The organism is Trichloromonas sp. (assembly GCF_034006665.1).
Taxonomy (GTDB): domain Bacteria; phylum Desulfobacterota; class Desulfuromonadia; order Desulfuromonadales; family Trichloromonadaceae; genus Trichloromonas.
In genome coordinates this window covers 1-18,342 of the sequence record NZ_JAVESI010000039.1, presented here as the reverse complement: position 1 = coordinate 18,342, position 18,342 = coordinate 1, and the positions used below count along the sequence as shown (strand labels likewise).

Annotated in this window: 19 protein-coding genes and 1 tRNA gene; 6 read left to right on the top strand and 14 right to left on the bottom strand. The window is 60.2% G+C overall.

Annotation, left to right across the window (positions count from 1 at the left end):
• Window positions 1–275 precede the first annotated feature (275 nt).
• From RBR25_RS13555 to RBR25_RS13520, 8 genes are all read right to left on the bottom strand, one after another.
• Window positions 276–743 (bottom strand): peroxiredoxin, encoded by a 468-nt coding sequence (locus RBR25_RS13555; RefSeq protein ID WP_432820086.1) that lies wholly within the window; start codon window positions 741–743, stop codon window positions 276–278.
• A 100-nt stretch (window positions 744–843) separates the two neighbouring features.
• Window positions 844–1,599 (bottom strand): DUF4197 domain-containing protein, encoded by a 756-nt coding sequence (locus RBR25_RS13550; RefSeq protein ID WP_432820085.1) that lies wholly within the window; start codon window positions 1,597–1,599, stop codon window positions 844–846.
• A 33-nt stretch (window positions 1,600–1,632) separates the two neighbouring features.
• Window positions 1,633–2,646 (bottom strand): AmmeMemoRadiSam system radical SAM enzyme, encoded by a 1,014-nt coding sequence (amrS, locus tag RBR25_RS13545; RefSeq protein WP_432820099.1) that lies wholly within the window; start codon window positions 2,644–2,646, stop codon window positions 1,633–1,635.
• An 86-nt stretch (window positions 2,647–2,732) separates the two neighbouring features.
• A complete protein-coding gene (rodA, locus tag RBR25_RS13540) occupies window positions 2,733–3,830 on the bottom strand; it encodes a rod shape-determining protein RodA (RefSeq protein WP_432820084.1) in 1,098 nt (365 codons plus the stop codon).
• A 5-nt stretch (window positions 3,831–3,835) separates the two neighbouring features.
• Window positions 3,836–5,923, bottom strand: coding sequence for a penicillin-binding protein 2 (gene mrdA, locus RBR25_RS13535; RefSeq protein ID WP_432820083.1), 2,088 nt, complete (start codon window positions 5,921–5,923; stop codon window positions 3,836–3,838).
• On the bottom strand, window positions 5,920–6,441 hold the full coding sequence (gene mreD, locus RBR25_RS13530; protein WP_432820082.1) for a rod shape-determining protein MreD: 522 nt from the start codon (window positions 6,439–6,441) through the stop codon (window positions 5,920–5,922). Before mreD ends, mrdA begins: the two co-directional genes overlap by 4 nt.
• On the bottom strand, window positions 6,438–7,259 hold the full coding sequence (gene mreC, locus RBR25_RS13525) for a rod shape-determining protein MreC (RefSeq protein ID WP_432820081.1): 822 nt from the start codon (window positions 7,257–7,259) through the stop codon (window positions 6,438–6,440). Before mreC ends, mreD begins: the two co-directional genes overlap by 4 nt.
• A gap of 83 nt (window positions 7,260–7,342) precedes the next feature.
• Window positions 7,343–8,386, bottom strand: coding sequence for a rod shape-determining protein (locus RBR25_RS13520; protein WP_432820080.1), 1,044 nt, complete (start codon window positions 8,384–8,386; stop codon window positions 7,343–7,345).
• On the opposite strand from RBR25_RS13520, the gene RBR25_RS13515 reads away from it, so the two are divergent.
• The 5 genes from RBR25_RS13515 (at window position 8,385) to RBR25_RS13495 (ending at window position 13,072) form a co-directional block, all read left to right on the top strand.
• Entirely contained in the window at window positions 8,385–8,510 is a 126-nt protein-coding gene (locus RBR25_RS13515; protein WP_432820079.1) for a hypothetical protein, read from the top strand. The two genes, RBR25_RS13520 and RBR25_RS13515, sit on opposite strands and share 2 nt — an antisense overlap.
• A gap of 60 nt (window positions 8,511–8,570) precedes the next feature.
• Window positions 8,571–10,514 carry a SurA N-terminal domain-containing protein gene (locus RBR25_RS13510; protein WP_432820078.1) on the top strand — a complete coding sequence of 648 codons (1,944 nt, stop codon included), beginning with the start codon at window positions 8,571–8,573 and terminating at the stop codon, window positions 10,512–10,514.
• A gap of 2 nt (window positions 10,515–10,516) precedes the next feature.
• Entirely contained in the window at window positions 10,517–11,407 is an 891-nt protein-coding gene (locus RBR25_RS13505; protein ID WP_432820077.1) for a phosphoribosylaminoimidazolesuccinocarboxamide synthase, read from the top strand.
• A 205-nt stretch (window positions 11,408–11,612) separates the two neighbouring features.
• Window positions 11,613–12,899 carry an NCS2 family permease gene (locus RBR25_RS13500; protein WP_432820076.1) on the top strand — a complete coding sequence of 429 codons (1,287 nt, stop codon included), beginning with the start codon at window positions 11,613–11,615 and terminating at the stop codon, window positions 12,897–12,899.
• A 97-nt stretch (window positions 12,900–12,996) separates the two neighbouring features.
• Window positions 12,997–13,072: transfer RNA gene (locus tag RBR25_RS13495), tRNA-Ala, on the top strand.
• A 361-nt stretch (window positions 13,073–13,433) separates the two neighbouring features.
• On the opposite strand, the gene RBR25_RS13490 is transcribed toward RBR25_RS13495, so the two are convergent.
• On the bottom strand, window positions 13,434–14,549 hold the full coding sequence (locus RBR25_RS13490) for a tyrosine-type recombinase/integrase (RefSeq protein ID WP_432820075.1): 1,116 nt from the start codon (window positions 14,547–14,549) through the stop codon (window positions 13,434–13,436).
• A 267-nt stretch (window positions 14,550–14,816) separates the two neighbouring features.
• On the opposite strand from RBR25_RS13490, the gene RBR25_RS13485 reads away from it, so the two are divergent.
• Window positions 14,817–15,020, top strand: a complete 204-nt coding sequence (locus RBR25_RS13485; RefSeq protein WP_432820074.1) for a ribbon-helix-helix protein, CopG family — start codon at window positions 14,817–14,819, stop codon at window positions 15,018–15,020.
• A 581-nt stretch (window positions 15,021–15,601) separates the two neighbouring features.
• Here RBR25_RS13485 and RBR25_RS13480 read toward each other — a convergent pair.
• From RBR25_RS13480 to RBR25_RS13460, 5 genes are all read right to left on the bottom strand, one after another.
• A complete protein-coding gene (locus tag RBR25_RS13480) occupies window positions 15,602–15,862 on the bottom strand; it encodes a hypothetical protein (protein WP_432820073.1) in 261 nt (86 codons plus the stop codon).
• Window positions 15,863–15,934: 72 nt separating this feature from the next.
• A complete protein-coding gene (locus RBR25_RS13475) occupies window positions 15,935–16,132 on the bottom strand; it encodes a hypothetical protein (protein WP_432820072.1) in 198 nt (65 codons plus the stop codon).
• Window positions 16,129–16,320: a hypothetical protein gene (locus tag RBR25_RS13470; RefSeq protein ID WP_432820071.1), complete on the bottom strand. Its 192-nt coding sequence runs from the start codon at window positions 16,318–16,320 to the stop codon at window positions 16,129–16,131. Before RBR25_RS13470 ends, RBR25_RS13475 begins: the two co-directional genes overlap by 4 nt.
• Window positions 16,317–16,739 carry a hypothetical protein gene (locus tag RBR25_RS13465; protein WP_432820070.1) on the bottom strand — a complete coding sequence of 141 codons (423 nt, stop codon included), beginning with the start codon at window positions 16,737–16,739 and terminating at the stop codon, window positions 16,317–16,319. The genes RBR25_RS13470 and RBR25_RS13465 overlap by 4 nt, the downstream gene beginning before the upstream one ends.
• Window positions 16,736–18,342 (bottom strand): hypothetical protein (locus RBR25_RS13460; RefSeq protein WP_432820069.1); only part of this gene is annotated, 1,607 nt, incomplete at its 5' end. The genes RBR25_RS13460 and RBR25_RS13465, both read right to left, overlap by 4 nt.

The following is an 18,342-nucleotide window of genomic DNA, read 5'->3' as shown; positions in this document are numbered from 1 at the left end:
GATGAAATGTTCATGGATGTTCGGTTTGTCCACGTTTTTTTGACTATATAGCAGGGCGCGCCCAGCGCGCAAGGCGATAAATACATAAGGTAATCCCCCGGCTTTGCCGGGGGATCGTCAAAGTTTGAAAGTTTTGGGAGGAAATGAAAGCCCCCCTTTCCACGAACTTTGAGCGGTTCACGGATGGGAGGCTTTCCGATGGCCTTGGGGAAAGCGGTTGAGACGTTCTTCCAGCGGCGATAGCCGGAGCGGTTGGGCAGGAGCGCCACGACAAGTTACCGCGATCGCAGGTAGGCGAGAACCTCAGCGGGGTGGGCTTCGGCGCTCTTAACCTTGGGCCAGTGCTTGACGATGGTGCCGTCCGGGCCGATGATGACGGTGGAGCGGATCGTTCCCTGACTGACCTTGCCGTACATTTTTTTCTCGCCGAAGGCGCCGTAGGCCCGCATCATATGCGTGTCGGGGTCGGAGAGGAGCACGAAAGGGAGGCCGAATCGGGCGATGAATTGGTCGTGAGATGCCATGCCGTCTTTGCTGACGCCGAGCAGAACTACGTCCATGGCCCGCAACTCTTTGTGCAGATCGCGGAAGGCGCAGGCTTCCTTGGTGCAACCCGAGGTGTTGTCCTTGGGATAGAAATAGACCACCAGGGTGTGCCCGGCGTAATCCCGCAATGAGTGGAAATTACCGTCGCTGCCGGCAAGGGAGAAATCGGGAGCCGGTTGCCCTTCGAGAAGCGCCATCGTGACACGTCCTTTCTCTATCCGTCCGTCTTCACTAATCACCGATCATCAATCATGGCTTTCCGCACTCTGCGCGCCCGGAATCCGTTCTGCCTGCCGGTCACTGGCCGAAGACCGTTTTCAGCAAATCGGTGGTGCGCGCCGCCGGATTGGCGCGGATATTTTTCTCTTCTTGGGCAAGGGTAGTAAAGAGTCCGTTCAGTCCCTGGTCCGCGACATAGCCGTCGAGGTCGAAGGAGGGTTTTTGCGCCAGCGGTAAGGCGGTGTAGGAACTCATCAGCTGGTTGTACTGCTGATAGAGTCCCACTTGCCCCATCTTCTCCTTAATGATCGGCATGAAACGGGCGCGCAGGGTGTCGGAGGTCTTGCCGCGGAAGTAGTCGGTGGCGGCGGTGTCGCCACCGCGCAGAATACCCATGGCATCGGTCAGGGTCATCTGCGAGACGGCGTCGACCAGCACCGGCTTGGCCTCGGCCGAGGCCTTTTCGGCGGCGCGGTTCATGCCGACTTCGAAGGCGTCGACCTGGCCGCCGAAGCCCACCGCCCTGAGCGCTTTGGCCGCCGTCGCCAGTTCGTCGGGCATGGCGATGCGGATCAGTTGGTTGCCCAGGAAGCCGTCGGTCGTCGAGGTCGATGCCACCGCTCGCTCCGAGCCGACGCGCAGCGCCTCTTTCAGCCCGGCTGCAACGGTGGATTCATCCAGGCCGGCAGCTTGGGTTCCCGAGGAGGACAGGCTCCGCAGAACGTTGCTTGCGAGTTGGCCGCCGGTTCCCGAGGTTTCGAGACAGCCGCCCAGGATCAGCAGCAGCGCGCAGCCGCTGATCAGCCATGAAGCGTACTTTTTGTTGTTTCGCATGCCCTGTTTCTCCTTAGTTTTTTCGTTAATGGATCATTCCCACACGCCGGCCAGAGGGGTTCGGCAGACCGGGCAGGCGCCCTTTTCCAGACGCAGCCGCCCAAGGCGGAAACCACGTCGTTCGATGAGCAGTTCGCCGCATTTCGGACAATAGGTATTTTCGCCGGTGGCGTCATGGATGTTACCGACATAGACATGCTTCAACCCCGCGTCGAGGCCGATACCTCTGGCGCGAACCAGAGTGGTTACCGGCGTTGGCGGAGAATCGAGCATTTTGTAGGTGGGGTAGAAGGCGGTGACGTGCCAGGGAACCTGCGGCCCCAGCTCATCAGCGATGAATCGGGCGATGGCCGCCAGTTCCTCGTCGCCGTCGTTACGGCCGGGAATCACCAGGGTGGTGACTTCCAGCCAGGTGCCGAGGCGTCGGTAGTCGCGGAGGGTCGCCAGAACCCCGGCCAAAGTGGCGCCGATCACTTCGCGGTAGAAGGTTTCGGTAAAGCCCTTCAGATCGACATTGACGGCATCGAGTACCGGCGCGATTTTTTCCAGGGCGGCGGTACTGGTGTAACCGTTGCTGACGAAGACGTTCCCGAGCCCTTTTTCGTGGGCGAGAACGGCCGTATCGTAGGCATATTCGTAGAAGATGGTCGGTTCGGTGTAAGTATAGCTGATGCTGCGGCAGCCCGCCGCGAGAGCCTGCCGGACAACCTCTTCGGGGGCGACGTGGCGTCCCGGGATCTCCCGCTTGCTGTGCAGCCATTGGGAAATTTCCGCGTTCTGGCAGTGGCAGCAACGGAAGTTGCAGCCGACGGTGGCGATGGAGTAGCTGCGGGAGCCAGGCAGATAGTGGAAAAGCGGTTTCTTTTCAATAGGGTCGACATTTTCGGCGATGAGCCGGCCGTAGACCAGAGAGAAGAGTTTTCCCCCCTGGTTTTCCCGCACGCCGCAGATCCCGCGCCGTCCCGGAGGGATGATGCAGGCGTGGCGGCAGAGACCACAACGAACCCGGTCGTCGTCGAGTTTTTCCCAGAACATGGCTTCATGCATCATGGCCTCCTTCACCAATGGATGAGCCAAGTATAGCAGAAGATGGAAAACGCGCCGGTGAAGGAGGGACAGAGAGGGGGAAAAGGTCAGAACATGAAGCGGCGCATGCTGATATTGAGAAGGAGTCCGGTGCCGATCATCGTTGTGACCATGCTGGTCCCGCCGTAGGAGAAGAGGGGCAGGGGCACCCCAACCACCGGCAACAGGCCGATGACCATTCCTAGGTTGACTACGATATGCCAGAAAATCATGGCTGTGACCCCGAGGGCAAGCATCATGCCGAACATGTCCGTCGAGCGGCGGGCGATGTAGATCCCCCAGATGATGAGAAAAAGGTAGAGCCCCAGCAGGATTAGCGAACCGGTGAAGCCCCATTCTTCGGCGAAGACGGAAAAGGCGAAGTCGGTGTGCCGTTCCGGCAGGAAGGAAAGCTGCGACTGGGTTCCCTGCATAAAGCCCGCGCCCCAGAAACCGCCGCTACCGACGGCAATTTTCGACTGGATGATATGGTAGCCTGCGCCCAGGGGATCGTGCTCGGGGTTGAGAAAGGTGAGGATGCGCTGCTTCTGGTAAGGGCGGAGTAGGAACCAGCCTCCCGATGCTGCCGACGTACCGAGGACCGCCAGCACCGCCAGGGCTGAGCGGCGGATGCCGGCAAAAAGGGACATGGTGCCGCCGATGAAGATAACCATCATGGCGGTGCCGAGGTCGGGTTGTTTCATGATCAGTACCGCCGGCACGCCAAGCAGAGTGAAGGGGACGAGGAGCTGACGCAGGGAATACCCGCGCAGGTTACCCTGTTGGGCGAAGTAGCGCGCCAAGGTGATGATGATGACGATTTTTATGATTTCACTGGGCTGGAGATTTAAAAAGCCCAGATCCAGCCAGCGGGTTGCGCCCATGCTCGTCTTGCCCACCAGCAGAACCGCCAACAGTAGAGCCAGGGTCAGCCCGTAAAGGAAAAAACCGCAATATTCCAGGTGGCGGTAGTCGACGCTGCTGACCGCCAAGGCGATTATCAGTCCAATGCCCAGCCAGTACAGCTGTTTAAGATAGATGGGAGGACCGGCGCTGGTCCAGACCGAGGTGGCGCTGTACAGATTGAGGATGCCGATGCCTGCCACCGTCAGGACGGTGAGGAGCAGCACCCAGTCGAAATGGGTTAAAAGTCTGCGGTCGAACATTCCGTTCAGTCTCCTTCCCTTTGCGGCGCGATCTCTTCGGTCTGCGGAGGCACGATTCCGCTGGCCCCAAAGGGGGCGGGGGGCGGGACGAGGGGTCCGGCAGGAACAAAGATCGGTGCTCTCTCCGTTGCCGGCGGCGCAGCGGAGCGTGTGTTGAGAGTTTGCTCCAGGCTTTGTCCCGAAGAACCGTCTCCGTTGGCCGCCGGAAAGGGAACGGGACTGACTGCCGGCGTTGGGACGGACGGCAGGGGAGCGGGGGACGCGGGAGGAGGAATGGGCACATCGAAATAGTCGGCGAAGATCGCCTGGGCCACAGGTGCGGCGCTGCCGCTGCCGCTGCCGCCATGTTCCACCAGGACCGCCACGGCGATTTCCGGAGCTTCCGCCGGCGCGTAGCCGACAAAGAGCGCATGGTCACGGAAGCGGTAGGCAACCTCCCGTTTCGGCGCGTGGTCGTCCTTGAGCTTGACCACCTGCGAGGTGCCGGTTTTGCCGGCAATGCGGATCTCATTCAGCCGGCTCTTGTAGGCGGTCCCACCGGGTTCGTTGACCACCGCTTCCATCCCCCGCTTCACCACCTGGAGATCGTCGGGATTGAGACGAGCGTCGTTGAGGATTTCCGGATGCATTTCTTCGAGGACATTCCCCGTCAGGTCCTCGATGCGGCGGATGACCTGCGGACGCGGGACGATACCGTTATTGGCGATACCGGCGGTCATGACCGCGAGTTGCAAAGGGGTCGCCAAGACATAGCCCTGGCCGATGCTGGCGATGACCGTCTCCCCGTCGTACCAGCGGGTGCCGTGACGCTGTTGTTTCCACTGGCGGTCGGGGATCAGCCCGGCCTTCTCCCCTTCGAGGGGGAAGCCGAGGGGGATGCCGAGGCCGAGAGCGCGGGCCATGGCGGCGATGCGGTCGATACCGAGATCGAGGGAGACCTTGTAGAACCAGACGTCGCAGCTTTCCTTGAGAGCCCGTTTCAGGTCGACCCGACCGTGGCCGGTGCGCTTCCAACAGCGGAATTTACGGTTGCCGTGGCTCAGAGCGCCGCCGCAGTCGACGGTGGTCGAGGGATAGGCCACCCCCGCCTTGAGCGCCGCCAGGGCGGTGATCATCTTAAAGGTCGAACCGGGCGGGTACTGGCCCTGGATGGTCTTGTCCTGCAAGGGATGGCGGGGGTTTTGCAAGAGCTCGATCCATTCCTTGCCGGAAATGCCCCGGGCGAAGAGGGCGGGATCGAAGGCGGGACGGCTGGCCAGGGCGAGAATCTCGCCGGTCTTGACATGAATCGCTACCGCCGCTCCGGCCTCCTCGCCGAAAGCGGCCTCGGCGGCCGCCTGCAATTTCCGGTCGATGGTGAGAAAGACCTTGCTCCCCGGTTGCGGTTCCTGGATTTTAAGGATGCGCAGCTCCCGCCCCTTGACATCCACTTCCAGCAGACGTTCTCCTTCGACGCCGCGCAGATATTTTTCCAGCAGTTTTTCCAGGCCGCGCTTACCGACAAAGTCTCCGGGCCGGTAGTCGTTGCTGAACCTTTTACTTTGCAGCTCTTTCTGGGTGATTTCACCCAGATAGCCGAAAAGATGGGCGCCCAGACCAGCGTGAGGGTAGGAACGCAGGGGTCGCACCTCGGTCAGCACCCCCGGTAGATCGACGGAATTTTCCTGGATGACTTCGAGGTTTTCGCGGCTCACATCCTCGGCCAGCGGAAAGGGGCGGTAGCGGGGGAAGCGGGAACCGCTCTGCCAGCGTTTCTCCAGTTCCGCCGGATCCTCGCCGAGGATGTCGGCGAGACGCGCCAGGAGCGCATCCTTGTCCTCCACCTCCTGGCGCAGCACGGAAATGGTGAAGGATGGACGGTTGTCGACCAGGATCTCGCCGTTGCGGTCGTAGATCGGTCCGCGCGGCGCGGCGACGGGGATATAGCGGATGCGGTTCTTTTCCGAAAGTTCGCGATAGCGGTCGGCATTGATGATCTGCAGATACCACAAGCGTAGCACCAGCAGCAGGAAGATCAGGACCACCGCCAGGGAGAGGAACATGAAACGCTTCTTCAGGCCGGGGTTTTCTTCCCAGCCGCTGTTGAGGCTCATGGCGAAAATTCTCGGGAGAGGCCCAAAAACCCACCGCGCCGTTCCATGCGGCGGTCTGGAAGACAGCGCAGGAACAAGAGCGCGAACAAGGTATTGAGGAGGGCTTCGGGCAGGAGGATGTGCAGCAGGACCGGCCATTGCCGCCCGGCTTCGGCGAAGAGTAGAAGCAGGGCACTGATCAGCATGCCTTTGACGAGAGTGGCGAAAAATGCCAAAAGCAGCAAGAGCAATGGGCTTTCGGTGTTGAACCGCCCCGCTCCGGTCTTGATCATCAGGAAAATGAGCAAAAAAGTAATGCCGAAGAGGCCGAAGTCACTGCCGGCAAAGACATCCTCCAAGGCGCCGAGATACCAGCTGCACAGTCCGCCGCGCAGCCAGTCGCGGCTCAGTCCCAGGTAAGCGACCACCAGCAGCAGCAGGTCCGGCTTGAGGTGCTCCGGCAGCAGGCGGGGCAAGACCGCGACCTGCACAAAAAGAAGCAGAAGGCTGAGGAGAAAAAAAGCCGCCAGGCGTTTCACGGGTTCTCCTCCAGCAGGACAAGGACCTCTTCCAGACGGGAAAAATCAACGGCGGGAGCGACTTCGACCTGCTGAAACATGCCGTATTCTTCCCGTTCCACCCGCACCACGGCGCCGATCGGCAGGCCCTTGGGAAAGACGCCGCCGTTGCCGGAGGTGATGACCTGGTCGCCGATCTCGATATCTTCTTCGCGCAGGGCAAATTCGAAGGTGAGGCCGGTGCCGCTCCCCCGGCAGATGCCGCGGCTGCGATTGCGCTGGATCAGGGTCGCGATCGCCGAGGACGCGTCGGTGATCAGCAGTACCCGGGCCTGGTGGGGGGAGGTGCGGATGATCCGTCCCGCCACCCCCTCGGCGACGACCACCGGCATCCCTTCGCGGATGCCGGCCTCACTTCCCTTGTCGATCATAACCGTACGAAACCAGCTTGTCGCGTCCTCGGTGATGACCTGGGCGGGGAGCGCAACAAGAGCCTGCTGCTCGCGAAAATCGAGAAGTTTGCGCAGCCGCTCATTGGTCAGACGCAGTTCCGGGAGGCTTGCCAGTTCGCTGTGCAGCCGACGGTTCTCTTTGTTCAGGCGCAGGTTGTCCGCTTCGGTATCGACCAGCCAAAGATAACGGTCCCAGATCCCGGCGATACGGTCGAGAACCGTCTCCAGGCCGGACTGAGCCGGGGCCATGATCTGCAGAACCAGGCGCTCGAGGATATTGGTCCGTTCCTCGGTTCGGCGCAGATTGTGGGAATAGAGGAGCAGCGCGGCCAGAACCATGCCGGCGGCGAGAAGGACAGGGCGGTATTTTCGCAGCAGATCGAACATCCGCGGAAGCTTTCAGTTCCATGCAAAAGAGGGCCGAGGGCCCTCTTTTGTGTTGGATCGATAGGGAGCGGAACGCTCTCGACTCAGGAAGGAACCGTCACCCGCCTGAGCAGATCGAGTTCGTCAAGCACCTTGCCGGAGCCGAGCACGACGCAGGAAAGAGGATCCTGGGCGATGACCACCGGCAGCCCGGTTTCGTCGCGTAGCAGAGCATCGAGATTGCGCAGGTTGGCGCCGCCGCCGGCAAGGACGATCCCCTTGTCGACGATGTCGGCGGCCAATTCCGGCGGGGTTCGCTCCAGGGCGATGCGCACCGCCTCGACAATGGCATTGACCGTTTCGGAGAGGGCGTCACGGATCTCCGTAGAGTTGATTTCCAGGGTCTTGGGGATGCCGCTGACCAAGTCGCGCCCCTTGACCTCCATGGTGTGAACCTCCTCCTCGGGGTAGGCGCTGCCGATCTCAATCTTGATCTGCTCGGCGGTGCGTTCACCGATGAGCAGGTTATATTTGCGTTTCAGGTACTGGACGACGGCTTCGTCCATCTTGTCGCCGCCGACCCGCACGCTCTTGGCGTAAACGATGCCGGCCAGGGAGATGACCGCCACCTCGGTGGTGCCGCCGCCGATGTCGACGATCATGTTGCCCGAGGCTTCGGTGATCGGCAAGCCGGCACCGATGGCGGCGGCCATCGGCTCCTCGATGAGGTAGACCTCGCGGGCGCCGGCCGACTCCGCCGACTCTTTGACCGCACGCTTTTCCACCTGGGTGATCCCCGAGGGGACGCAGATGACGATACGCGGCCGCACCAGGGTCTTGCGGTTGTGGACCTTCTGAATAAAGTAGCGGAGCATTTCCTCGGTGATGTCGAAGTCGGCGATGACCCCGTCCTTCATCGGGCGGATGGCGACGATGCTCCCCGGAGTGCGGCCGAGCATCTTCTTGGCCTCTTTGCCGACGGCGAGAACTTTTTTCTGGCCGACACTGTCTTTCTGTACCGCCACCACGGACGGCTCACTGACGACGATGCCCTTGCCTTTGAGGTAGACAAGAGTGTTGGCGGTACCCAGGTCGATGGCGAGATCGTTGGAAAACATCCCCCAGATGGCATCAAATAGATTGAACATGGAAAGCCTGGATCTCCTTTCGGGCACGGGGCTTGCGGCTGAGAAAAATGGCGTTCACCCTATCAAAAAGCCCCAGCCATTTCAAGCTGGAAAAAGGAAAAAGATATTGCATTTGCGCAGTTGATTGTCTAACATGCTGCGCTGTTTCCAAGCCCTTAAATCACGCAAAGGAGTCTTCCCCGGCATGCTGGATCTGATCCGGAAAAAGCAGAAATCGGTCTTCATTAAGCTGGCGTTCGCCATAATCATTCTCAGTTTCATTATCGGCTACGCCATGCTCACCTCGCCCGGCGACAGCGGCGATGCCCGGGGCAACAGCGTGGCGGTGACCATTGACGATGCGTCGGTCAGCTTTGCCGACTATGAAAGTGCCTACGGCAATCTCTACAGCCTTTACCAGAACATCTATCGTGAGCAATTCACTCCGGAACTGGAAAAGCAGCTGGGTCTGCGTCGTCAGGCTCTCGACATGCTCGTCGAGCAGGCTCTTCTGTCCCGCGAGGCTTCCCGGCTCAAACTGAAGGTCGCAGACCAAGAGCTGGTCAAGGCTATCGCCGATGTCCCCGCTTTTCAAGAAGGCGGAGCTTTCAACAAAGACCGTTATCTGCAGGTTCTGGCCTATCAACGCCTGACCCCGGAAGAATTCGAGAGCCGCCAGCGCCAGCAGTTGCTGGCGGAGAAGGCGCGCGAGGCGATCATTGGCCAGGTCGACGTCGGTGATGCCGATATCGATGACGAATACCGCCGTCGCTATGAACAGATCAGCCTCGCCTTTGTCCGTCTGGCTCCGGCCCGCTTCGAGGATCGGGCCAAGCCCGACGAAGAGGCGCTTCAGGCCTTCTTCGCCGAAAACAGGGAGCGGTTTCGCCTCCCTGAAAGTGTCGCTCTGCGTTACCTGCTGTTCGAACCCTCCCGTTACGCCGAGGAAGTTTCCGTCAGTGACGAGGACCTGGAAAAATACTACCGGCGCAATCTTGATAAATTCGATATTCCCGAACAGGTCAAGGCCTCTCACATTCTAATCAAGGTGCCCCTCGACGCCGATCCCGAGGCCCGGAAAAGCCTACGCGAGCGTGCCGAGAAGGTCTTGGCCGAAGTCAAGGAAGGCAAGGACTTCGCCACCTTGGTGCGGCAATATTCCGATGATCAGGGAAGCGTTCCCAAGGGCGGCTCCTTGGGCTTTTTCCCGCGCGGGGTCATGGTCCCCGAATTCGAAGCCGCCGCTTTCGCCATGAAGCCCGGAGAGATCAGCGACATCGTCACCACCCCCTTCGGGTATCACATCATCCGCTGCGACGGCTACGTCGAGCCGGGGATCAAGCCTCTGGATGAAGTGCGGGACGAGGCCAAAGCCGCAGTCGTCATCGAGAAGAGTCGGCAACTTGCCCTGGAGAAGGGCATGGATGCCTACAATATCAACCGCAAGAGCGGGGATCTGGAGAGCGCTGCCCAAGCGAACGGCCTGGAAATCCGCGAAACCGGCTTCTTTGAGCGTGACGGAGCGATCGAAGGTTTCGGCCCGGCGCCGGAAGTTTCCGCCGCCGCTTTTACCTTGGAAGAAAAGACGCTGGCCCGTCCCCTTGTTCTGCCCCAGGGGGTGATTCTCTTCACCTTGAAAGAGCGGCGTGCGAGCCGGATTCCGGAACTGAGCGAGGTGCGCGGCGCAGTCGAGGAGGACTGTCGCCGGCAACGCTCCCATGAGCTGGCGCGGACGGCGGCAGAGGAACTCCTTGCCGCCCTGCAACAAGGTGCTTCCTTGGTGGACCGGGCGGCGGCAGAAGGCTTGCGCGTCGAGGAAACCGGCCTCTTCAGCCGGGCAAACGGTGAATTCCTGCCCCGCCTCGGCAATGCTCCGGAACTGGCCAAGGCCGCTTTCGATCTGGAGTCGGGAAAGACGGTGGCCCCGGCCGTCTACGAGGTCGACGGCACTTTTGTGGTTGCCGCCCTCAAGGAACGGCAGACCGCCGATCCGACCAAACTCGATGCTGCCGGCCGTGAGGAACTCCGGGCGGCGGTGCTGACCCGCAAGAAGGACGAACGTTTCAAGGAAAAGATGGATGCCCTGAAAACACAGGCGAATATCGTCGTTTCCCCTGCCATTCAAGCCTCGATCGAAAAGGACATTTAGACATGTCGATGATACTGACCCAGAGCAATTTCAGCGATCTCAAGCTCGTCAACCGGGGTAAGGTTCGGGATATTTACGACCTGGGCGAACACCTGTTGCTGGTGGCCTCCGACCGTATTTCCGCTTTCGATGTCATCATGAACGAAGGCATTCCCCATAAGGGCTTCGTGCTGACCCAGATTTCCAAATTCTGGTTTGAGCAAATGGCCGACATCATTCCCAACCACATCGTCGCCACCGAAGTCGGCGATTTCCCGGTCGTTACCCACAAATACCGCGATCAGCTCGAAGGACGCAGCATGCTGGTGAAAAAAGCCAAGCCCCTGCCCATTGAATGTATCGTACGTGGTTACGTTTCCGGTTCGGGTTGGAAGGAATACAAGCAGACCGGGAGCATCTGTGGCATTTCACTGCCCTCCGGCCTGGTGGAGAGCCAGCAGCTTCCCGAGCCGATTTTCACCCCCTCGACCAAGGCGGAATTGGGGGAGCACGACGAAAATATCCCCTTCTCCAAGGTGGTTGAGCTCTGTGGCCAGGAGATTGCCGAGACTATCAGCAACACGACTCTGGCGATCTACAAGCGCGCTCGCGATCTGGCCGACGCCAAGGGGATCATCATTGCCGACACCAAGTTCGAATTCGGCATTTTCGAAGATCGTGTGATCTGGATCGACGAAGCCCTGACTCCCGACTCCTCGCGTTTCTGGCCCAAGGATCTCTATCGTCCCGGCGGTCCGCAGCCGAGCTTCGACAAGCAGTTTCTCCGCGACTATCTCGAAACCCTCGACTGGGGCAAAAAGGCTCCGGCGCCGCCGCTTCCGGAGGAGATCGTGCGCAAGACCGGCGAAAAATATATCGAGGCGCTTTATCGTATCACCGGGATGAAGCCCTGACGGGATGCCATAGGAAAAACCGGGCCGGGGCCATGCTCCGGCCTTTTTTGTTGGGAGCTCCGGGTTGGGAGCTCCGAGTTTGCTTGTAGCGATTAGTCGACGCCTTGGCGAGATTCTGTTGCCTGTTTTTCTCTGGGGTTGCGCAAGGATATCGAACATTTTTCTCCTGGCTGCAAGCCCCTAACCCCTGACCCCGCGGAATCCCATGCTTGAACGCCTCTTTCAGCTGCACCGGCACGGCACCACCCCCCGCACCGAAGTCGTTGCCGGCATGACCACCTTTCTCACCGGCGCCTACATCATCTTTGTCCACCCCTCCATGCTCGCCCTGACCGGCATGGATCAGGGCGCCCTGACCACCGTCACCTGCCTGATCGCCGCCCTCGGCACCCTGCTGGTGGCGCTTTGGGCCAACGCCCCGTTGATGATGGCCCCGGGCATGGGACTGAACGCTTTTTTCACCTACACCCTGGTGCTTGGCGAGGGGGTGCCCTGGCAGACCGCCCTGGGCGTCGTCTTCCTTTCCGGCCTGTTTTTTCTGCTGCTCACCTGGCTGGGAGTGCGGGAACGCCTGGCTCGGGCCATCCCCCTGGCCCTGCGGCTCGCCGCCTCCGTCGGCATCGGCCTCTTCATCGCCTTCATCGGCTTGCAGAATCTTGGCCTGGTGGTCAAAAGCGACGCGGTGCTGGTGCAGTTGGGCGCCTTTGACGCGCCCGCCCGCCTCGGGCTTTTCGGGCTATTCGTGGTCATTCTGCTGGAAGCCAAGCGCGTGCGCGGGGCCATGCTGCTGGGGATTCTCGGCACCGCCGCCCTGGGTATTCTGCTTGGCGTCTCTCCCTGGCCGCAGGGGATTGTCGCCCTGCCGCCGTCGCCGGCGCCCATCGCCCTGCAGCTGGATATCGTCGGTGCTCTGCGGATCTCCCTCTGGTCCAGCATCTTCTCCTTCATGTTCGTCGATCTCTTCGACAGCCTCGGTACTCTGCTGGCGGTCTGCCGGGAGGCGGGCATGGCCGACCCGCACGGGGGAATCCCCCACCTGCCGCGGATGCTCACCGCCGATGCCCTGGCCACGGTCGGCGGCGCCCTGCTCGGCACCAGCACCACCACCACCTTCGTCGAGTCGGCGAGCGGGGTGGCCGACGGCGGCCGCACCGGCTTGACCGGGGTCGTCACCGCCGGCCTCTTCCTCTTGGCCGCCTTTTTCACCCCGCTGATAGCCGCCGTTCCCGCTTACGCCACCGCCCCGGCCCTGATCATGGTCGGCATCTTCATGATGCGCGGCATCGGCCAGATCGACTTCTACGACTTCGAAGAGGCAGCCCCGGCCTTTCTCACCGTGCTGCTCATGCCCCTGACCTATTCCATCGCCAACGGCCTGGCCTTTGGTTTTATCGCCTATGTGGCGATCAAGCTCGCCTTGGGCAAGGCGCGGGAATGCGATCCCTTTCTGCTCGGAACGGCGGCATTTTCCCTGGGCAGTCTGCTGATTTGACGGCACTCGGCGAGGTGGATTATTTTTTCGCGAAAAAGCGTAAAAAAACCTGTTGACACCCTCGCGCCGACTTTGCTATAAGTTGGCTCCGTTGCACGGGGCTATAGCTCAGCTGGGAGAGCGCTTGAATGGCATTCAAGAGGCCGGCGGTTCGATCCCGCCTAGCTCCACCAAAGAAATCAAAGGGTTAGCTGGTATCCAGCTAGCCCTTTTTTCATTTTTTGGGGTCAATGTCATGCAAATTGTCATGTAAGGAAAAATGGGGGTGTTTTGTGTCATGCGACCGGCCCCCCTGGTGAAAAAGGGAAGGGGCGGGGGCAGGCTCCCCAGGTGTGACCGGCAACCCGACAAACGCAAACCACAAAATATAGGGCGTTGCAAAGGTCATGAAGGTCATTTTCGGCCTAACCTTCTGATATAAATAAGAAAAAGCCCTGTGACCTTCGGTTTTTCAATCGCCGGAAGGTCACAGGGCTTTTTCAAAGGTCATTTTCTGGCGGGGCCGGGGCGATCCGGCGGTGATCCTCCCCGGCTTCACTTCCGGGCGCTCTTTGCTTTCTCTTCACCGGCTCCGGCGGCGCTTTGCAGTCGGGCCAAAACTTCAACCGCCCCCTGTAAGTGATCCGGGGCAAGGTGCGAATATCGAAGGGTCATGGTCAAGCTGGCATGGCCTAGCAGGCGGCTAACGGTGGTCAGATCAACCCCGGCCATGACAAGTTGACTGGCGAAGGTATGGCGCAGGTCGTGAAAATGGAAGTCGTGAATCTTGGCACGGCGGCAAGCGGACGCGAAGGATCGTTTCAGATCATGCCAGCGGCCCCCGGTGTCGGGATTGTAAAAAACTAGGTTCGTGTCCAGGCGCCGGACCAGCCCCTTTAAGCAGTTTTGCAGGGTGGCGTTTATCGGAATGTCCCGGCCATGCCCGCTTTTAGTTTTGTCCAGGTGAATAAAACCATGCTTAAGGTCAACCCGATCCCAGGTTAAGCCCAGGATTTCCCCCCTCCGACAGCCGGTGTTCAAAGCGAAAATCAAAACCGGCTTCAAGTGGTGTTCGGCGGCTTCGATCAGCTCTTGAATTTCAGCCAGGGAAAGAAACCTGCTCCGGCGGTTTTCTTCTTTCATCAGCTTAACGCGGCGCAGACGGTCCAGGGCGTCCTTGCCGATAAGTTCCCATTCATGGGCCTTGGTTAGCATGTGTTTCAGGCAGGCAAGGTGCCGGTTGACACTGGCGACAGAAAGAGCCCCCCGCGTCGTGTTCACAGCCCTTCCCGGCCTCGGTTGCGACAACAGCCGGGCCTGCCAGCCTTCCACGGCGGCTAGGGTTAAGGCGTTCAGCTTCACTGTGCCAAATTCTTTTTTCAGTTCCTTAACAAAAATCCGCTTGGCAGCAACGGCTTTTTGTGTTGCCACAAATTCTAAATAGCGTTCGGCCAGCTCGGCAAAGGTCGTGTTCATGGTCCGGCGGCTTGTGACCGGCGGGGCGGTCCCCTCGGCAATCGCTTTGCGGCGGCAGGCCAGCAGATATTCAGCGGCAGCTTTAAAAGCGCTCCCGCTCGATTCAAAATGTTGCCTCCCGTCAAGGCCAGCGTAAGTAATCCACCATATCCGGCCCCGCCGATAAATCCCCTTACTATTCTTCGCTTTCGCCATCGGTACCCTCGCTTGTGAAGATAAAAAGGCAAGGCAGGGGGCAAGGCCCCTTTTCGGTTGACCGGTTCCTAGCCTTGGCGCGGTGGGGGCGCTCCGGGGCGGTGCTTGCATAAGCCTTTGCGGCCTTCCTAAGCCCGATTGCCTTCGGCGGTCATGCGCCCTTGTTTTTGTCTTTGTTTTTTGTTGTCAAAAACTGATTATATTTATATTTGTTGATTGTTTTTTGTCAAGTTGATTTTATTGACAGGTAGCACTTTGACGGATAACATGCCCGGCACTATGGCGCGTCCAAGAACAGGCATCGAAAGAGTTCAAACCGGCCTTCGGCTTCGGCCCGAATTGCTCAAGGTTTTACGTCACTTGGCGATTGACCAAGGGCGGCCTTATTCGGCCCTTGTGGAAGAGGCCATAGAGGATTATTTGCAAAAACTCGGTGTCGAAATCCCGCAACCCGAAGCGGCGGAAGAGTAGCCCCCCGCGATCCTTCCCGGCGATCCCCTCCGTTTTTCCATCGGCAGTAACCCCCCTTTTTGGCGCTCTCTCTCTCCGGTTTTTTTTCGATTTTCGGCCCCCCAGGGGAAAACTTTTTTTTCGCCGGGATATTACATTTCACATTACAGCAGCAGCTAAGCCCCCGTTTTCAATGATGCTTTCGATAGGGCTTTTGATTGTATATCAGAAGGCCGGGGGGTGAAACCGGCGCTTTTAAGCGGGTTCGCCGGTCTTCGATTTTTCGGCTTTCGACCGAAGGCGGAAAAGCAGAGCAAAAACGAGGGGGCGTTTTTCCGGTCTTCCAGGGATATTTCAAAAAAATCATGGGGTCAGAATCCGGGGCCTTGGCTCCCTTGTTCGGGGGCGGGCCTGGAAGGACCCAAGCCCCCCTTGGGCCTTCATGACCGGCGGGCGCTCCCCCATGGCAGCGGGTGAAGAGAAACAGACCGGCCAAGGCTTCACCGGCATCGGCGCGGCCTTGGCCGGTTCCCTTCCGGCGGCGTCCATGACCTTTGAAAGTTTTCAATCGTCATGCCCGGAAGGGGGCGCGGGGGAAAGGATCAATGGTGCGTGGTTCCGGTCGGCATCATTTCCAGGCGGGCCATAGCGGCGCCCTCATGGAGCCAACGGAGAATCCCGGCCTTCTCTTGACGAAGTTTGTTTAACAGCTCTTCGGCTTCGTCGGGGGCGTGTTCACGGTCGAAGCCCCGGCCTTGGTCCGGCAGTCCGGCCCTGATTGATTTCATCAGGCGGCGCAGCTCTTTTTTCGGGTGTCCGGTTACTTCGTGTAAAATTTGCACCATGATTGTTTGGGTGGTCATTCGATCCCTTTCGTTTTGGGGTCCGGCGGGCTATGGTAGGGCATGGCCCGCCGGACGTTCGGCGGTTGTGGGTCAATTCTGGCGGTCGGTTTCGACAGGCGCGGCCTGGTGTTGTCCGGCAACGAAGACGGCGGCCTGTAACTCCTCTTCGACCCTCGCAAGCTCCTTGCTTGCGGCCTTCACTTGGCGGCGCAGTTCATCCCGGCGGCCTGCCAGGTAATTGCATTGTTCCGCAGGTGTGCGGGGTTGTTCTTGGGTTTTTTTCCTCATGCGCGGGGTTCCTTTCGTTGTTGATTGGCGGCGGCCAGCTCTTCCAGTTCGGCCTTGGCGCGTTCAAGTTCAAATTCGATCCGCTCCTTCTCATTTTCGAGCCGGTCGAGTTCGCGTTTTACGGCCTGCATTTCTCCCAGGAAAAAAATTCTTCGGGCTTGCGGTGGGATTTCGTCGGTTGATTTCATGCGTCTTGCTCCTTTCGGTTGGGCGGCGTGTAGCCGGTCATTATGGCGGCTTGGGCCTCGGCATCCTCTCGGCTCAAACCGGCGTCAAATTCCAATATCGCGGCCCGTTCCTCGAACATTTCCCGCAAGGTTTCGCTTGGCGGTTGTCCTCCCGCCCACCATCGGAAACGGCGGGGGGCGGTCATGGGGATTATCAACCCACCATCCGGGCCGATCTTCGGCAGGGCTTCCGGGTCTTCGGGTGGAAATGGTTCGTCAGGCAGCGGCACAGCGGCGACGGTTGCGGCGATCCCGGCGGCTATCAGCTTTTCGGCCTTGGCTTGGTCAATTTCAAGCTCGGTTCCGGCAGCGATCCGGCGCGTTCCTCCCCCGGCCAAGGGGGCATCAAAGGCGCGCATGAAGACAACCCGGCAAGTCATGGATCCAGCTCCCCGGCGTCGAAGATCAGCCCGGCCAGCTCGGCAGGGGCGGCGGGGTCAACCGGCGGCGCGGTTGCGGCTTCGGCGGCCAGTTCGGCGGCGCGAGGTTTGGGGAAAAATCGGATACTCGCTTTTTCGTGGGCGGTCCTTGTGCTGTCAATTTCAAACCCGATCCCGGCGGTTTCCAGAGGTACGCGCAACCGTTCCACGGATTTTCGGAAGCTCCGGGGCGTCGGGAATCGGTCTTTCGGGTCAGGGTTCGCTATCTCCTTGAGCTTGGCGCAGACCTCTTTAAAACTCCCGGCGGGGTAATCGTGCCGGGCGCAGGTTTCAAGAATGGCGGCGAAAAACGGGTTCCCTTCGGCAAGTTCCAGGTGTTGCGCCCCCTGGTTTCGGAAAAATTCAGCCAGATAGCGGCCTCCGGCGCCCTCTTCTTGGGCTTCGGCAATGGCGGCGGCCAGGCGGGCAAATTGCGCCATACGGGGCAGGCGCGGGGGACGGTAGCTCGGCAGCCGATCCAGCCCGGCAGCGACCAACGACAGCAGGCCCCCCAGGATTTCCGGCAGCGCGGCGGCAAAAACGGTTTCAAGTTCATCATCGGCCTGTCTGGTGTCGTCTTCGATTCTTTCAAGCTGAATCCGCAGCGTTCTTTCCAAAAAGTCGGGCCGATCCGATAGGCTGTTAATGCTGGTGAAGCAAAGTGTTAAGTCGGCAACCAACGTCAAAAGTTCCGCGTCACTATGCAGCTTGCGGCGTTGCGGGGCGGCGCCGGTAATAACCCCGCTCAAGGTGTCGGCTACGTCGGGCATCAAGCTTGACAAGTTGTCCAACGCCAAAAAAAAATTTCTTGCCAAGAGCAAATCCAGGTCTTCCGGTTTTCTCGGTATCATCGTCAGGGCCGGATTTCCGGGGTCAACCAGCCCCTTGAAAAACCGGGCAACGGTCGATTTCCCGGACCCTTGCGGGCCGGTAATGACCAGCGCGGGGCGGGCGATCCCAGGAACCAGACAGGCGGCCAAGGTAGCCAGAACGAAAGGCCGGGCCTCCTCCGCCACGTTGATAAACTCGAACAGGCGGCCCGCGTTGCCAGGCGTTATGGGGTCAGGGTGGGGCAGCTTGTGCGGCCAGGGACGGAACAGCCCGACAGGGGCGGCAACAATCCGCCACGATCCCCCGGCAATCCGGGCGGCGCGGCGGTTGCCAAGGTCCAGCAGAAGCGCCCCGTCAAGCCATGCGGCACGGTTCGCCATAATGGCGGGGGTTCCATCCCGGCGGGCGGCATAAGACAGCACGGCGACAGCGGCGGCCAGGGTGTCTTTCCCGGCGGTTTGGCCGGTGGCTCGGTAATACATGGCGGCGACGGTTTCGACCAACAGCGGATTTTTTGCATCCAGGGGGAAAATCTCGCCATCAATGGCGACGTAAGTTTGACCGGCGGGGTCATAGTAGAGCGGGGCATCTTCCAGCAAGGCCAATAGGCGCGGGCCTCCCCGGCCTTCAGTTTCGTCCCGTTGACGGCGACGGCGGGCCGGGCGGGTTTCGTCGATTTCTTCCGGGTCCGGTTCGATCAGCAGGGCGGGGGGCGCGTCAACCGGCCAGGGGT

Bases quoted from the DNA above. Each gene is read 5' to 3' on its own strand.
- RBR25_RS13555 (WP_432820086.1), bottom strand. From the start codon at position 743: ATGGCGCTTCTCGAAGGGCAACCGGCTCCCGATTTCTCCCTTGCCGGC.
- RBR25_RS13550 (WP_432820085.1), bottom strand. From the start codon at position 1,599: ATGCGAAACAACAAAAAGTACGCTTCATGGCTGATCAGCGGCTGCGCG.
- amrS (WP_432820099.1), bottom strand. From the start codon at position 2,646: ATGCATGAAGCCATGTTCTGGGAAAAACTCGACGACGACCGGGTTCGT.
- rodA (WP_432820084.1), bottom strand. From the start codon at position 3,830: ATGTTCGACCGCAGACTTTTAACCCATTTCGACTGGGTGCTGCTCCTC.
- mrdA (WP_432820083.1), bottom strand. From the start codon at position 5,923: ATGAGCCTCAACAGCGGCTGGGAAGAAAACCCCGGCCTGAAGAAGCGT.
- mreC (WP_432820081.1), bottom strand. From the start codon at position 7,259: ATGTTCGATCTGCTGCGAAAATACCGCCCTGTCCTTCTCGCCGCCGGC.
- RBR25_RS13515 (WP_432820079.1), top strand. From the start codon at position 8,385: ATGGAAAGCCTGGATCTCCTTTCGGGCACGGGGCTTGCGGCTGAGAAA.
- RBR25_RS13520 (WP_432820080.1), bottom strand. From the start codon at position 8,386: ATGTTCAATCTATTTGATGCCATCTGGGGGATGTTTTCCAACGATCTC.
- RBR25_RS13510 (WP_432820078.1), top strand. From the start codon at position 8,571: ATGCTGGATCTGATCCGGAAAAAGCAGAAATCGGTCTTCATTAAGCTG.
- RBR25_RS13505 (WP_432820077.1), top strand. From the start codon at position 10,517: ATGTCGATGATACTGACCCAGAGCAATTTCAGCGATCTCAAGCTCGTC.
- RBR25_RS13500 (WP_432820076.1), top strand. From the start codon at position 11,613: ATGCTTGAACGCCTCTTTCAGCTGCACCGGCACGGCACCACCCCCCGC.
- RBR25_RS13490 (WP_432820075.1), bottom strand. From the start codon at position 14,549: ATGGCGAAAGCGAAGAATAGTAAGGGGATTTATCGGCGGGGCCGGATA.
- RBR25_RS13485 (WP_432820074.1), top strand. From the start codon at position 14,817: ATGCCCGGCACTATGGCGCGTCCAAGAACAGGCATCGAAAGAGTTCAA.
- RBR25_RS13480 (WP_432820073.1), bottom strand. From the start codon at position 15,862: ATGACCACCCAAACAATCATGGTGCAAATTTTACACGAAGTAACCGGA.
- RBR25_RS13475 (WP_432820072.1), bottom strand. From the start codon at position 16,132: ATGAGGAAAAAAACCCAAGAACAACCCCGCACACCTGCGGAACAATGC.
- RBR25_RS13470 (WP_432820071.1), bottom strand. From the start codon at position 16,320: ATGAAATCAACCGACGAAATCCCACCGCAAGCCCGAAGAATTTTTTTC.
- RBR25_RS13465 (WP_432820070.1), bottom strand. From the start codon at position 16,739: ATGACTTGCCGGGTTGTCTTCATGCGCGCCTTTGATGCCCCCTTGGCC.